The following is a 14,503-nucleotide window of genomic DNA, read 5'->3' as shown; positions in this document are numbered from 1 at the left end:
TTGCTACCGCATGAATTTGCAGGTGTTGCTGGGTTTGTATCAGAATGATATCCGCTTAAAACAAATAGCGGCCGGCATCTCGTTGCCCGACCCGAAGGTTCGGGTATATCTCGAAAACCTTCGCGGGTCTTCCATCAATTTTATCGCTGCAACTATCTGGCAGCTGGCTGATGTCAACCATGTCTTCATCCTCAATGACAAAGAAGAGGCAGCCTACTTCCACAACGACCTGGAACAACTGACGGGGGCGCTGGATATCTGCTTTTTCCCCGATTCATTTAAGCGTCCCGGAAACTTCGCAGATCTGAACAGCAGCCACGTAATGCTGCGTACAGAAGCGCTGACCAAGTTCAATGGTAACGTGCGCAAGAAAGTACTGGTAACTTATCCTGAAGCTCTGTTTGAGAAGGTGGTCAATCCAACTGCACTATCGGGCAATATGATCGGCATTAAGGTGGGTGAATCGCTACAAGTAGATGCTTTGCTGGAAAAATTCGTGGGACTGGGATTTAAGCGCGAGGATTTTGTTTACGAGCCTGGGCAGTTTGCTATGCGCGGAGGCATCCTCGATATCTATTCATTCGGCAACGAGCATCCTTATCGTATTGAGCTGTTTGGAGATGAGGTGGATAGTATCAGGATATTCAATCCAGAAACGCAGCTGTCAGAACGCAAGCTGCTGCAGGTATCAATATTGCCGAATATCGAAACAAATTTTGACACACAGGAGAAGATATCACTGCTCGACTATCTTCCTGAAAATACTGTCATCTGGGCCAAGGACCTCGATTTTACTATTGGTAAAATCGGCAAGATGGAAATGGACCTGCCCGATAAGGTGAAGATAGGCCAGGTAGCTATAGATCACGAAGAAGAATGGCTTAAGGAGTTTACTAAGGATGATTTCGAGACTTGCGAAGGTTGGACCGAACAAGTAAAGAAACGCCATTTAATAGAATGGTATAATCACTCTCTGGAAAGAATAACGGGCGATGAGATAACGACCGTGTTACAATTCGCTACTGATGAACAGCCGGTGTTCAACCGCCAGTTCAACATGTTGATCGAAGACCTAAAGAAACGCAGTACGGATCAGTATGTGCCTTACATATTTGCTGAGAATCCAAAACAACTGGAGCGTTTACGCAGTGTATTCGAAGACCTGGATGCACAACTGAACTTTGTGCCCATACCTTCTTCTATAAGCAAGGGCTTTATAGACCATGAGAAGAAGGCGTTGTGCTATACTGATCACCAGATATTCCAGCGTTACCACAAATACAAGGTAAAACAGGCCTATACCAAGGGCAAAGCCATTACCATACGTGCCTTGAAAGAGCTACAGCCGGGCGACTATGTGACACACATAGACCACGGTGTGGGCGTGTACAGCGGTTTACAGAAGATAGAAGTAAATGGCGCTATGCAGGAAGCTGTCCGCATAATTTACCGCGACAATGATGTGCTGTATGTCAACATCAACTCGCTGCACAAGATCAGCAAGTACACAGGCAAGGAAGGCACTAAACCAAAAGTGAATAAACTAGGTAGCGATGCCTGGGAGAAACTGAAGAACAAAACAAAGAAGCAGGTAAAAGACATCGCTACCGACCTGATAAAACTGTACGCCAAACGTAAAGCCTCACAAGGCTTTGCACACACCCCTGATAGCTATTTGCAAACGGAGTTAGAAGCATCGTTCTTTTACGAAGACACGCCCGACCAAAGCAAGGCAACAGCCGATGTGAAACGCGATATGGAATCACCATCGCCTATGGACAGGCTCGTGTGCGGCGACGTGGGCTTTGGTAAAACTGAGGTAGCTATACGTTCGGCATTTAAAACCGTTGGCGATAGCAAACAGGCTGCGGTATTGGTTCCTACTACCATTCTTGCTTTTCAACATTATCAAACGTTCAAAGAGCGTTTGAAAGATTTTCCTTGCACAGTTGATTATGTGAATCGATTCAAATCAGCAAAGGAAAAGAAAGAGACGCTGAAGAAAGTGGAAGAGGGCAAAGTAGATATCATCATTGGTACGCACGCCCTGCTTAGTAAGGATGTGAAGTTCAAGGACCTTGGTATATTGATAATAGATGAGGAACAGAAGTTTGGTGTATCGGCTAAGGAAAAGCTAAGAGAACTACGTGCGAACGTAGACACGTTGACGCTCACAGCTACCCCGATACCTCGTACGTTGCAATTCTCACTAATGAATGCGCGTGATTTAAGTATCATCAATACCCCGCCCCCTAACAGACAACCTGTGCATACCGAAGTACTGTCGTTTGACGAGTATGCGATACGGGATGCTATCTATTACGAAACGGAACGTGGCGGCCAGGTCTACTTCATACACAACCGTGTACAGAGTCTGCCCGAAATGGTAACTCTTCTTCGTAATCTTTGTCCTGACCTGGAGATAGGTATGGCACACGGGCAAATGGAGGGACACAAGCTGGAAGAAGCTTTGTTCAACTTTATAGAGCGTCAGTACGATGTATTGTGCTGTACTAACATCGTAGAGAGTGGCGTGGACATACCTAATGCCAATACAATAATCATCAACAACGCACACCAGTTTGGCCTGAGCGATCTGCACCAGCTGCGTGGGCGCGTGGGTCGTAGCAATAAAAAAGCCTTCTGTTACCTGATGGCGCCGGCCATGAGCACACTGCCCAACGATAGCCGCAAGAGACTGCAAACGCTGGAGCAATTCAACGAGCTTGGCAGCGGTTTCCAGATAGCCATGCGCGACCTGGATATACGCGGGGCAGGTAATTTGCTTGGTGGCGAGCAGAGTGGTTTCATTTCAGAGATCGGTTTCGAGATGTATCATAAGATACTGGACGAAGCGATACGAGAACTGAAGACAACGGACTTCAAAGACGTATTTTCTGAAGAACTGGCACGTAAGCAGGATTATGTAAATGATTGCACGATTGATACCGATCTTGAAATATTGATACCTGACAGCTATGTAGAAAGCATCACGGAGCGCTTGTCGCTGTATACACAGCTTGATAACATTGAAAACGAAGAAGAGCTGCAGATGTTTGCAGAAGAGTTCCGGGACAGGTTCGGCCCTATCCCTCCGCAAGTGGAAGAGCTATTTACTACCATTCGTTGCCGCCGCATGGCTTGTGAACTGGGCTTTGAGAAACTGATATTGAAGAATGAACAACTGAGGTTCTACTTTATCAACAATCCCGATTCTCCATATTTCGAATCAGAGATATTCAACCATATACTCGCGTACATTCAACGACGTACGAATAATGCCCGGCTGAAGCAGGTGGGTAAAAACTTCCTGCTGATAGTAGACAATGTGAAAAACATGAGTGCCGTGCAAAACTTCCTGGACGGCATCATCCGCTCAAAACCACAGTCAGAACAATAAGATATTAATAGACTCAAACGAAAAACGGGACCTATTGGTCCCGTTTTCAATTTCTTTAAAGTTTTATCAGGTCATCGGTCTTACGATCGTAGAACTGGTATTGTGTAAGCGGTGAGTTGTTATCGACAACAATTTGCACCTTGATCTTGAACTTCCAGTACCATTTCCACTGTATCGACTTGAAGAAACCGCCTTTTGTAAGGTAAGCTTCCATTATCGGGTGAACATGCAAAGCCAGTTTGCGATGTCCCTGGTTAATAAGGTACTGCAGGTCTTTTTCAATATCATCGGCGATGAGTATCGACGGACCGATCTTGCCAGTTCCTTTACACGTAGGACATACTTCGGCAGTCGAAATATTCAGTTCCGGACGCAGGCGCTGTCGCGTTATCTGCATCAGTCCGAACTTCGATATTGGAAGAACAGTGTGACGGGCACGATCGTTCGCCATCAATTCCTCCATAGCTTCCAGCACTCGTTTCTTATTCTCCGGCAGCTTCATGTCGATGAAGTCGATAATGATGATACCGCCAAGATCGCGTAGACGCATTTGCCTGGCAATCTCATGCGCAGCTTCCAGGTTAGTTGCCAAAGCATTTTGTTCCTGGCCTGCATCTGCACTACGCGTACCACTATTCACGTCAATTACGTGCAATGCTTCGGTGTGCTCAATGATCAGGTAAGAACCGCTTGAGAGGTTAACTGTTTTACCGAATGAAGACTTTACCTGTTTGGTTACACCGTAGGTGTCAAATACAGGCTGACCGGCGCTATGGTAGGTAACGATCTCCTCCTTTTCCGGAGCGATCCTTGAAATATAATCTTTGGTTTCGCCCAGCAGTTTCTTGTCGTTCACCACTATGCGCTGAAAACTTTCATTCAGCAGGTCGCGGAGGATGGACGTTGTTTTATCCTGCTCACTCAAAATGATCTGTGGAGCTTTGGCGCCTTTTAGGTTGGTTTGAATGGTCTGCCACATTTCAGCCAGCTCCAGTATATCCGCGTGCAGTTCAGCTGTATTTTTTCCTTCAGCGGCTGTACGAACAATCACACCAAAATTTTTTGGCTTGATTGATTCTACTATGCGCTGCAGGCGTTTGCGCTCGTCGGCAGAGTGTATCTTTCGCGAGATAGCAACCACATCATTAAAAGGAGTGACTACAACAAAACGTCCGGGCAAAGATATCTCGCAGCTAAGGCGTGGGCCTTTAGCAGAGATTGGTTCCTTTAGAATCTGGACCAAAACTTCTGGACGGTGATTGACCACCTCAGTGATCTTACCCGTCTTCAGTATCTCCGTTTCATTCTGAAACTTCCCGAAGTCTTTACCCCATGGTGTATTCCCTTCAAGCGACTGCTTCGTAAACTTCAGCAGCGAGCGGAAATAGGGGCTGAGGTCGGTATAGTGAAGAAACGCATCCTTTTCGTATCCAACATCAACAAACGCAGCATTCAAACCCGGCATCAGTTTTTTCACCTTGCCCAGGTAGAGGTCGCCTACTGCAAACTCATCCTGCCCACGTTCATAGTGCAGTTCAACCAACTTCTTATCCTCAAGCAAGGCTATTTCAACGCCTTCGCCTGAAGAATTGATAATTAATTCTTTATTCATTCTACCGTCTTTAATCGATTCCCCTGCCACTCAGCATTAGGTAGGATGTATAACAACAACTTACACCTTTCACCAATGCTATTATTTGATAGCACAGGCAAAAGGTGCAAGGAATTGCCTTACAATAAACGAAAGGGGGAAAAGCAGGGCTAAATAGCCTTACTTCTTCTTATGACGGTTCTTTCTCAAACGCTTTTTACGTTTGTGAGTAGCGATTTTATGTCTTTTTCTTTTCTTACCACAAGGCATAACACGAAAATTTATTAGTTATTTAAATGAATTTATGTACTGATCAATATCCCTGCTGAATTCCGGCTTGTTCACTATTGTCTTCACCCTTTCAAACAGCTCTATTGCTTTGTTTTTGTCCCCTTTACTTTTGTAGGCCTCGGCCAGGAAGTACAACGCTTCGGTATTCTTCGGTTCCAGCTTTACTACAGTTTCAAAGCGCTGAATTGCTTTATCAAACTGCCCTGACTGCATCGACAGCCTTCCTAACATAAGGTTGGCGGGTACATTATCAGGTTTTTCGCGAGTGATACCTAACAGCAACTGCACGCCCTGCATTGTTTCTCCGGCACCTTCAATATAACTGGCCGCAAGAGCCATTTTGGTGGTATCGTTAGCAGGGTTCAGCTCTAAAGACCGTTTAAAACATTCGATAGCTTGCTGCGCTTCCCAGGCCTGCACACTAGCCGAATTGGTTTCGTGCATCAGGTCCAAAAATAATTGGCCTGCGAAGTTCAGCTTTTTTTCGGAATTCTCCAACTTACCGGCTTTTGCATAGTAATAAGCTGCCACCGGAAGCTGCTTGTGCTCCTGCCAGACCTTAGCCAGGTCTGTAAAAACAGGAGCCATCCGGGCAGAATCCTGGATGGCTCCTATTATTTTCTCAACCGAATCTACTTCACCTTTGGCGTGTGCCGGCAGTTGCTGGCGCACGGCCGTGTAAATAGAATCGAATGAAGCAGCTTGTATAGTATTATGAGGTGCAGCGGTCATCGCTCCCTGCTCAGGACTGGCTCCCGGCGCACTTTCCTTTTTAGGAGGCACCGTATTCATTCCCCAGTACAAAAGAGCTAACAGTCCGGCTGCGGCCGTAAGCGTGATATAATGTGCTGATCGCAAGAAACTTGAAATTTCCGCAAAGGTAGCGCAAATCCGCTTATGGCAGGCTCATCTTTATTGCTCGATCATCAGGTCAGACTCCTTATGCTCAACCAGCTCGTGCTTAGATTCCTTCACAGCCTGAACGAATTCTTTTGCTGGCTTGAATGCAGGAATAAAATGCTCAGGTATTTCAACAGCTACATTCTTCTTGATGTTGCGACCGATCTTAGCGGCGCGTTTCTTCAGAATAAAGCTACCGAAACCACGAACGTACACTGGCTCTCCCTCAACTAATGAAGATTTCACTTCTTTAAAGAAGGCTTCCAGAGCAACGAGGATGTCAACTTTAGGAATGCCTGTTTTCTCGGCAATACTGCTTACCACATCGGCTTTTCTCATAATGGTGGTTTTTAAAAATTAAAAAATGAGTTTCAGAATGGTTAAAACAAAAAAGAATCGCTTCCACACATTAGGTTATTACTAACCTATAACATCGAAAAATTTATAAAAGGAATACAGCTTTAACCGAAAAAAACTGTACCAGATACCAAAAGTACTACAATTATCAGACCTAAATTTTTTGTCATGGGTTTATTAGAACGGTCTGTTATGTGATTAGTAATCAAAAGAATACACTTAAAAAGGCTGGAATAGCCTGAAATACTTATATACATAATATTTTGAAATTCGTTATTTTTATATTTTATATGGAAAAATAACAAACAGATGAGCTAAAGTTTTTTATAAATATGGATTTGACGCATGCGTAATGGGGCGAAAAATACCCAACTTATACACAGACCAATATGAATTTGTAGAAAAACAGATACATATTCAGCTGCCATTAAACGCGATTCAAACTCATCCATTTCAGTATTTTATAGCAGTGCATCCCGTAATTTTGCGCCAAACTTTTCAACGGTGCAGCAAAACTCCCGACATAAAGCAGTGGCCTATTGGTTATTAGCTGGCGTGTTCATGATCGTAGTACAAGTGTTGTTAGGGGGTATAACCCGGTTAACCGGTTCAGGATTATCAATAACAGAATGGAAACCAATAATGGGCGCTATCCCGCCCATGTCAGAACAGGAGTGGAGTATTGCCTTCGCCAAGTACAAACAAATAGCCCAATTCAAGTATATAAATAGCCACTTTGAGCTGGACGATTTTAAGTTCATTTTCTTCTGGGAATGGTTTCACCGACTGTGGGCAAGGCTGCTTGGAGTAGTGTTTGCTGTGGGTTTCATCTATTTCCTCGTGAGGAAATATTTTGATCGGGAAATGATTTTACCACTTGTTATTCTATTCATTCTCGGCGCTGCACAGGGCCTGATCGGCTGGATCATGGTGGCTAGCGGACTGAATGATACTAACCTGTATGTTAACCACATCAAGCTGGCTATGCACTTCATTGCTGCCTTAGTTTTATTGTGTTATACATTATGGTTTGCGTTGAAGCTTCTTATTCCCGATAGTCGAAAAGCAGCTGATCAAGGGTTGTATAATTTCACCCTTATCCTCATAATCCTATTAAGTTTCCAGCTGGTTTACGGTGCATTTATGGCGGGCCTGAAAGCGGCGATGTCTGCCGTAACCTGGCCAACCATCAACGGTATGTGGTTGCCTGATACACTTGGCACCCACAGCTGGATCAATAATCCTATTAATGTGCATTTTGTTCACCGTACGCTGGCTTATATTCTTGTCGTTGCAACTATTGCCTGGTTTATTCGCGCTGGCAGGATCGTTAAAATGCAACCTTCAACACTGCTAGTCCAAGCACGCTGGTGCCCATTTATGCTCATTATAGTGCAGCTACTGTTGGGCATTTTTACAGTTTTGAGCGCGCCAAAAATCACGTTTGGAAAGTTTGGCCAGTTCGAAACGTTGGCAGAGATGCATCAACTGGTTGCTATGTTCTTCCTGATGGCACTTATGGTTGGTCTGTATATTGTCAAACCGGCGCGTCGCTAACTTTTCTGGAACAATTATTGGATTATGTTTAGCATGTACTACTGCTAAACAACGCGGTATTTGTCGTAAATTAAAGTATGAGTCGCCGAGAGAAGATATACCAGGTCGTTAGGGATGTTTATGGCTTTTTGCCTGTCCAGCTATTATTCCTCCATTTTCGCAAATACCAGCTGCTACTCATCTTTTGGTTAATACTGATCGCAACGATCACCGGGCATTTTGCCTCTACGTTTGGTGCGTCTATGCTGTTCCTCTCGCCCGAATATCTTGGTGAGATCAATTTCATCAGCATGCTGCTACTAGGTGGTGCAATGGCCATATTTATTATGGCATGGAATATCACCACCTTTATTATTAATAGCCACCGCGTGCCATTCATGGGTGCAACCAGGCATGCTTTCCTCAAATATTGCATCAATAACGCGTTGCTGCCACTAGTCTTCCTGATATTTTATTCCATCGTGAGTGTACGCTTTCAGTGGACGAATGAACATGCCGACGTAACCAAAATTCTTAGGTACCAGTTGGGCTTTTATATAGGAGTGGTACTGGTCTTTATCATGTCCTTCGCCTATTTCTTTCGTGTAGACCGTGATCTGTTGAAAGTCGTTCTGTCGCGCATCACAAATCCCGCCCGCATCAGGCAGATCATCCCCTACGATACACTGGACTTTGATGTAGATATTATCCGTGCCGATACTTACCTGTCGGGTCGTCTGAAGATTCGCCGCTGTGCTGATCTGGAGTCCTATCACCCAAGATTATTGCAGACGGTGTTACGTAAACACCACCGCAACGCCACCACTGCCACCATTTTTGCGATAGTACTCCTTTTACTTTCCGGCATATTCATGGAAGACCCGCGACTAAGGATTCCTGCAGGGGGTAGCTTCCTCATACTCTTCTCGATCATACTGGGAATAGTTGGAGCTATGAAATATTTTCTTCGTAGCTGGGAAATGCTGGGCTGGGTGCTCATCGTTTTGCTATTGGGTTGGATGGCCAAAGAACGTGTCTTCGATCTGCGCAGCATCGCCTATGGTATGGACTATAAGACAGGCGACAAGCAACCGCAATTTGACTACAATAACCTGAAAGCTGTTTTCAATCCTCGCCAGTATGAGCAGGATAAAAAGTTAGAAGAATCCCGGCTGGATAAATGGGCAGCAAAGGATACCGCAGCGTCCAAGGAACCGTTGGTAGTTGTTACTGTAAGCGGTGGTGGTTCGCGGGCCGCATTCTGGACGTTCAGAACTTTGCAATACCTGGACAGCATGTCTAGTGGCAAACTGTTTAAGAATACCGTGCTGGTGACGGGCGCCTCCGGCGGAATGATCGGTGCTGCTTATTGGCGTGAAGTGCATAACGCTGCTGCCGAAAAGAGGATACCTGATCCATACGACAAAAAATTTCAGAACAATATCGGTAAAGACCTGTTGAACGCCATCATCTTTTCGTTTGCCAGCGTAGACCTTGTCTCGCCGTTTAACAATATTTCTATCGCCGGCTATTCGTACACCAAAGACCGTGGCTATGCAATGGAACAGGAGCTGATCCGCAATACCGAAGGGATGATGGATAAAAAGATCGGCGACTACCGCGAACATGAGGCAAATGCTGATATCCCTGCGATGATAATCAGTAATACTATTGTTAACGACGGCAGGAAGCTGCTGGTAGCTGCACAACCGGTAAGCTACCTGACTCAACCGGCATACGCGCTGCAGGATAGCCTGCATCCACCTGTAGACGCCATAGACTTTACAACATTTTTCAAGGAGCAAAACCCCTACAATTTGCGCATAGCTACAGCGCTCAGGATGAATGCCACATTCCCATTCATTTTACCGGTGGTAAAATTGCCTTCTCAACCTGCAATGGATATTATGGACGCAGGTATGCGCGACAACTTTGGTATTGAGATCGCAACTCGTTACCTGCATACTATGCGTGACTGGATAAAACGGAACAATCGCGAGGTAGTATTGCTTGAAATACGTGACACCCGTGAACATGAGGTTTTCCCGCATACAGATATGAATTCTTTAGGTACAATGGTAATGGGCCCGCTGTTCGTGATACAGCATAAATGGGAACCTTTCCAATCGTACACTCAAAGCTATATCAAAGACTTTGCGCCGTATTTTCTCGATGGAAAACTTCATCATGTGAGCATGCAGTACATTCCTAAAGAAAGAGAAGAAGCAGCTGCCCTGAATTTCCACCTTACCCGCAAGGAAAAAGCTGACATATTAAACTCGATCTATAATATAGAAAACCAACAAGGCGCGCAATCCTTCCTTTCATTACTGAACAACAACGATGCAATCGTTAATTTTACGCCGGTACAATAACCTTTCATGAAAGTTACCGGCTTCAGTTTCATCCGAAACGCCATAAAATTTGATTACCCAATTGTAGAATCCATTAAATCGATACTGCCGGTATGCGATGATTTCGTAGTGGCTGTCGGGAACTCAGAAGATGGAACGCTGGATCTTATCCGAAGCATTGCGCCAGATAAAATCAGGATAGTGGAAACTGTATGGGATGATTCACTGCGTACCGGCGGTCAGGTATTGGCCGAAGAAACAAATAAAGCTTTCCGTGCAATAGGCGAGGATACCGACTGGTGCTTTTATATACAGGGAGATGAAGTAGTGCATGAAAAATATCATCCTGCCATTATTGAAGGAATGAACAAATGGAAGGATCATAAAGAGGTAGACGGCCTTTTGTTCAAATACCTGCATTTTTATGGTTCCTACGACTATGTTGGCACCTCCAGCACCTGGTATCCTAATGAGATCAGGATCATCCGCAACAACAAGGACATTTATTCATACCGTGATGCTCAGGGTTTCCGCAAAGGCAATAATGAAAAGCTAAGAGTAAAAGCTATTGACGCATACATGTATCACTACGGCTGGGTAAAGGACCCACGAGCCATGCAGCGCAAGCAGGAGCAATTCAATAAGCTCTGGCATGAAGATGAATGGGTGGAGAAGAACGTTGTGAAAGCTAATGAATTTGACTATGCACGTAATATCGACGCCCTCGAATTATTCAAAAGCACACACCCAAAAGTGATGCAGGAGCGCATCAACAAAATAAACTGGAAGTTCGACTACGATATATCCTTCAACAACCTTTCTACAAAAGAAAAGCTGAAGTCCTTTGCCGGTAAATACCTCGGCTTGAACTTCAGCTATAAGAATTATAAACTGATCTGATTACAGCTTACCTGTAAACACTTCTGCATCTTTATCTAAGAAGCGCTCAGCAGCAACAAGGTCATCGTGCAATATCCTGTCCTGCTGCATAAACGTGATTTCCTTACGTAACGCTGCATACACCTGTTCCAACACAGGTGATGTTTTACCTGGGCGACGAAAATCGAGTGCCTGCGCTGCGGTAAGTAGTTCGATACCTAATACGCGTTGTACGTTCAGTATCACTCTACGCAGTTTGGTAGCAGCGTTTGCTCCCATGCTTACATGATCTTCCTGGCCATTGCTACTCACAATGCTATCGACAGAAGCAGGCATACAGAGGTGTTTGTTCTGACTTACGATAGAAGCGGCCGTATACTGGGCGATCATAAAACCACTGTTCAAACCGGCATCCGGGGCAAGGAAAGGCGGCAGGTCGCGTTGGCCGCTTATCAGCAGATAAGTACGGCGCTCAGAAATGTTGGCGAGTTCAGCCATCGCGATTGCAAGGAAGTCCAGGTGCAATGCCAATGGTTGACCATGGAAGTTACCACCGCTTACAATCGCATCCTCATCGTGGAATACGATCGGATTATCAGTTACTGCATTGATCTCGGTTTCTACCACCCTAGTTACCGTGTCGATAACATCTTTGGTTGCGCCATGCACTTGGGGGATGCAACGGAAAGAGTATGGATCCTGTACTTGTTTCTTTTCGAGCGTTTGGATACCGCTGCCTTCTAACAACTGCAACATACGCGCTGCTGTGTCTATTTGGCCTTTGTGCGGTCGCACGCGGTGAATAGCATGACGGAAAGGTTCGTTTTTAGACGCGAATGCATCGACAGACAGAGCGCCAATCACATCAGCCCAAATAGAAAGCCTTTTGGCTGCCATCAGTGCCCATGTACCATAGCTGCTCATAAACTGGGTACCGTTCAACAGAGCAAGGCCTTCTTTAGCAGAAAGCGGCATTGGCTCAAGACCAGTTTCTTTCAATACTTCAGCAGCATCGCGGACTTGGCCTTTGTATCGCACTTTGCCTTTACCAAACAGCGGCAGGCTTAAATGTGCCAGAGGAGCAAGGTCGCCAGACGCGCCTAGTGAACCTTGTTCAAAAACTACAGGATGAATACCGAGATTGTAAAAATCAACCAGTCTTTGCACAATCTCAGTACGTACACCACTGTAACCCTGGCTCAGTCCGTGTACTTTAAGCAGCAGCATCAACCTAACAATTTCCTCAGGTACTTCATCGCCCATACCACAAGCGTGGGAGCATACCAGGTTTTCCTGCAGCTGCGCCAGTTCATGGGGCTCTACCCGAACATTGCATAGTGACCCAAAACCAGTATTGATACCGTAGTAGGTATTACCACCTTTCAAAATATTTTCGAGGTACGCACGGTTGGTGGATATGCGCTCATTGGCACCGGCGGATAAACCGAGGTTATCGCCCCAGCTTTTCAGTATGTCTATGGATATATGCTCAGGTAATTGCATGCAGCTAAATTTGGCTGCAAATGTAACCATAACTGGTCACAGGCTAAAGGATTAAGGAATGTCCTTATTTCTCTGAACGGATAATATTGGCGAGATCAGCTTCTACACTTTTCCGGGAGCTTTCCGTAATGCGTCCTACCTCCTTCCCATTATGTAGTACAATAACTGTGGGCACAAAGCTGACGCCATAAGTCAAATGCGCACCGTCGGCGGTTGTTTTTGTGCGATCGACGCCATACATAGTTAGCTCGCCCATTGGGAAATTGGCTTCGGAAAGCACTTTATACAGTTGCGGGATGAGAATATGCGAATCGTCACACCAGGTGCCCATGAAAGTTATCAGGCGGTATTGCGAAATATTTTCCTTTAAAAACGCGATGCTGGCAGCATCAGTTTTGTAGGCTTGCGCGCCCTGCTGTAACCAGTCAAATGTTTTTTCATGCTCCAGGTCATCGAAACCGATATTGCCACGAAACACTACCGATCCGTTTTTTTCGTCAACTGTTGTCTCGTACTTGTCCTGTGCTGTTATGGTTAGGTTCATCATCATCAAAGCTGCTATCACAAATATTTTTTTCATCAGAGCTGGTTCTTGATGTCTACTAATTTATTTCTAAGCTGCAGAAGAGATTGTTTCAGGTCTAGCGTATGGACCGGAGTTTTCTTAGCTTCCTTCAGACGAGCTTTGGCTCCGGCTATCGTATAGCCTTTTTCTTTTACAAGATGGTAAATAGTACGCAGTTCATTTATCTGCTCTGGCGAATATAAGCGGTCACCTTTGCGGGTGGTACGCACTTTCAGGGCAAATTCATTCGTCCAGAAACGTATGTGTGACGTAGCCACATAGAATAAACCAGCCACCTCACCTATAGAATAATATTGCTTGTCAGGTGTCCAGCCTTCAAGTATGATATGGCCTTCAGGCTTTTCTCTTTTAACTACTTCCTTTTTTACAGCCGTTTTTTTAGCCGCTGGTCCGGCTTTTTTTGCTGCGGGTCTGCGGGTTGTTTTCACAACTTCAGGAGCTCCTTCAATAACCACGGACACAGCTTCAACCCTTTCGGGTATAACTTCCGCTATAGAAAGAGGTTGCTCAAATGTTGCTATAGGTGCCGGGTCAACGGGATTCGCTGTAGTTTCCACTGGCATCCGTTCCGGTTCGATGGGAGTTCTCTCGATTATGAGATCTACAATTTCCTGTTTTGCCCCAGGTACTATTTCTATTGCCAGTAAAACGTCTTTTACCTGTTCCGGCACAACTTCAGGTTGAATAGTTGCCTCAGGCGCTTCAATTTCCTCTTCTATCACTTGCGCCGCTTCTACTACGGGAAGGATATTATCTACTGACGGCGTCTCAAATTCGGCCCCTGTGATCTCAGGCTCTGTTATCGCAACTTGTGCAGCCGGAGCAGCTTCTTCGTGCTTTATTTCCGGAATGGGTTCGACTACCTCAGTTTCCGTTTCCTCTTTTTTTGGAGCAGACTGTGTTTTACGCGCAGCCCTGCTCTTTCCCACGGCGTTTATCTGCTCGGGAATGATCTCGTCGCCAAAAAGGGAAAGGACTACCGTACTCATTTATACAAAGTAACAAAAATTTGAAACGCGTTCCCGTTAAATAGCCTGAAAGTGGCTCAGATATTCAATTTCGCTATCCCAACATCATGATAAATTAAGTTCCGGATGGCTTTTTAC

The 14,503-nt window shown here is 45.2% G+C and carries 10 protein-coding genes; 4 read left to right on the top strand and 6 right to left on the bottom strand.

Annotation, left to right across the window (positions count from 1 at the left end):
* Positions 1 to 10 precede the first annotated feature (10 nt).
* A complete protein-coding gene (gene mfd, locus P2W83_RS07115) occupies positions 11 to 3,400 on the top strand; it encodes a transcription-repair coupling factor (protein ID WP_276133017.1) in 3,390 nt (1,129 codons plus the stop codon).
* Positions 3,401 to 3,455: 55 nt separating this feature from the next.
* Here the strand turns inward: mfd and P2W83_RS07110 are convergent, their stop codons facing one another.
* From P2W83_RS07110 to P2W83_RS07095, 3 genes are all read right to left on the bottom strand, one after another.
* Positions 3,456 to 5,012 carry an Rne/Rng family ribonuclease gene (locus P2W83_RS07110; protein ID WP_276133016.1) on the bottom strand — a complete coding sequence of 519 codons (1,557 nt, stop codon included), beginning with the start codon at positions 5,010 to 5,012 and terminating at the stop codon, positions 3,456 to 3,458.
* Positions 5,013 to 5,279: 267 nt separating this feature from the next.
* Complete coding sequence (locus P2W83_RS07100; RefSeq protein ID WP_276133015.1) at positions 5,280 to 6,140, bottom strand: tetratricopeptide repeat protein; 861 nt, start codon at positions 6,138 to 6,140, stop codon at positions 5,280 to 5,282.
* Between the two features lie 54 nt (positions 6,141 to 6,194).
* Positions 6,195 to 6,521, bottom strand: coding sequence for an HU family DNA-binding protein (locus P2W83_RS07095; protein ID WP_276133014.1), 327 nt, complete (start codon positions 6,519 to 6,521; stop codon positions 6,195 to 6,197).
* A 522-nt stretch (positions 6,522 to 7,043) separates the two neighbouring features.
* Between P2W83_RS07095 and P2W83_RS07090 the strand changes: the two genes are divergently transcribed.
* The 3 genes from P2W83_RS07090 to P2W83_RS07080 all read left to right on the top strand — a co-directional run bounded on the left by P2W83_RS07090 (position 7,044) and on the right by P2W83_RS07080 (position 11,329).
* Positions 7,044 to 8,096 (top strand): COX15/CtaA family protein, encoded by a 1,053-nt coding sequence (locus tag P2W83_RS07090; RefSeq protein ID WP_276133013.1) that lies wholly within the window; start codon positions 7,044 to 7,046, stop codon positions 8,094 to 8,096.
* Between the two features lie 77 nt (positions 8,097 to 8,173).
* Positions 8,174 to 10,450, top strand: coding sequence for a patatin-like phospholipase family protein (locus P2W83_RS07085; RefSeq protein ID WP_276133012.1), 2,277 nt, complete (start codon positions 8,174 to 8,176; stop codon positions 10,448 to 10,450).
* A 6-nt stretch (positions 10,451 to 10,456) separates the two neighbouring features.
* Positions 10,457 to 11,329, top strand: coding sequence for a glycosyltransferase family protein (locus P2W83_RS07080; RefSeq protein ID WP_276133011.1), 873 nt, complete (start codon positions 10,457 to 10,459; stop codon positions 11,327 to 11,329).
* On the opposite strand, the gene hutH is transcribed toward P2W83_RS07080, so the two are convergent.
* From hutH to P2W83_RS07065, 3 genes are all read right to left on the bottom strand, one after another.
* A complete protein-coding gene (hutH, locus tag P2W83_RS07075; protein WP_276133010.1) occupies positions 11,330 to 12,811 on the bottom strand; it encodes a histidine ammonia-lyase in 1,482 nt (493 codons plus the stop codon). It lies immediately after the preceding gene.
* A 64-nt stretch (positions 12,812 to 12,875) separates the two neighbouring features.
* On the bottom strand, positions 12,876 to 13,391 hold the full coding sequence (locus P2W83_RS07070) for a thioredoxin family protein (RefSeq protein WP_276133009.1): 516 nt from the start codon (positions 13,389 to 13,391) through the stop codon (positions 12,876 to 12,878).
* A complete protein-coding gene (locus P2W83_RS07065) occupies positions 13,391 to 14,386 on the bottom strand; it encodes a MerR family transcriptional regulator (RefSeq protein ID WP_276133008.1) in 996 nt (331 codons plus the stop codon). Before P2W83_RS07065 ends, P2W83_RS07070 begins: the two co-directional genes overlap by 1 nt.
* Positions 14,387 to 14,503 lie beyond the last annotated feature (117 nt).

The organism is Polluticoccus soli (genome assembly GCF_029269745.1).
Lineage (GTDB): Bacteria > Bacteroidota > Bacteroidia > Chitinophagales > Chitinophagaceae > Polluticoccus > Polluticoccus soli.
This window is presented reverse-complemented; position numbering and strand designations above follow the sequence as displayed.

What these genes read in the sequence shown, in the direction of transcription:
- P2W83_RS07070 (WP_276133009.1), bottom strand. Translation starts at nt 13,391, where the DNA reads ATGAAAAAAATATTTGTGATAGCAGCTTTGATGATGATGAACCTAACC.
- P2W83_RS07085 (WP_276133012.1), top strand. Translation starts at nt 8,174, where the DNA reads ATGAGTCGCCGAGAGAAGATATACCAGGTCGTTAGGGATGTTTATGGC.
- P2W83_RS07110 (WP_276133016.1), bottom strand. Translation starts at nt 5,012, where the DNA reads ATGAATAAAGAATTAATTATCAATTCTTCAGGCGAAGGCGTTGAAATA.
- hutH (WP_276133010.1), bottom strand. Translation starts at nt 12,811, where the DNA reads ATGCAATTACCTGAGCATATATCCATAGACATACTGAAAAGCTGGGGC.
- mfd (WP_276133017.1), top strand. Translation starts at nt 11, where the DNA reads ATGAATTTGCAGGTGTTGCTGGGTTTGTATCAGAATGATATCCGCTTA.
- P2W83_RS07080 (WP_276133011.1), top strand. Translation starts at nt 10,457, where the DNA reads ATGAAAGTTACCGGCTTCAGTTTCATCCGAAACGCCATAAAATTTGAT.
- P2W83_RS07095 (WP_276133014.1), bottom strand. Translation starts at nt 6,521, where the DNA reads ATGAGAAAAGCCGATGTGGTAAGCAGTATTGCCGAGAAAACAGGCATT.
- P2W83_RS07065 (WP_276133008.1), bottom strand. Translation starts at nt 14,386, where the DNA reads ATGAGTACGGTAGTCCTTTCCCTTTTTGGCGACGAGATCATTCCCGAG.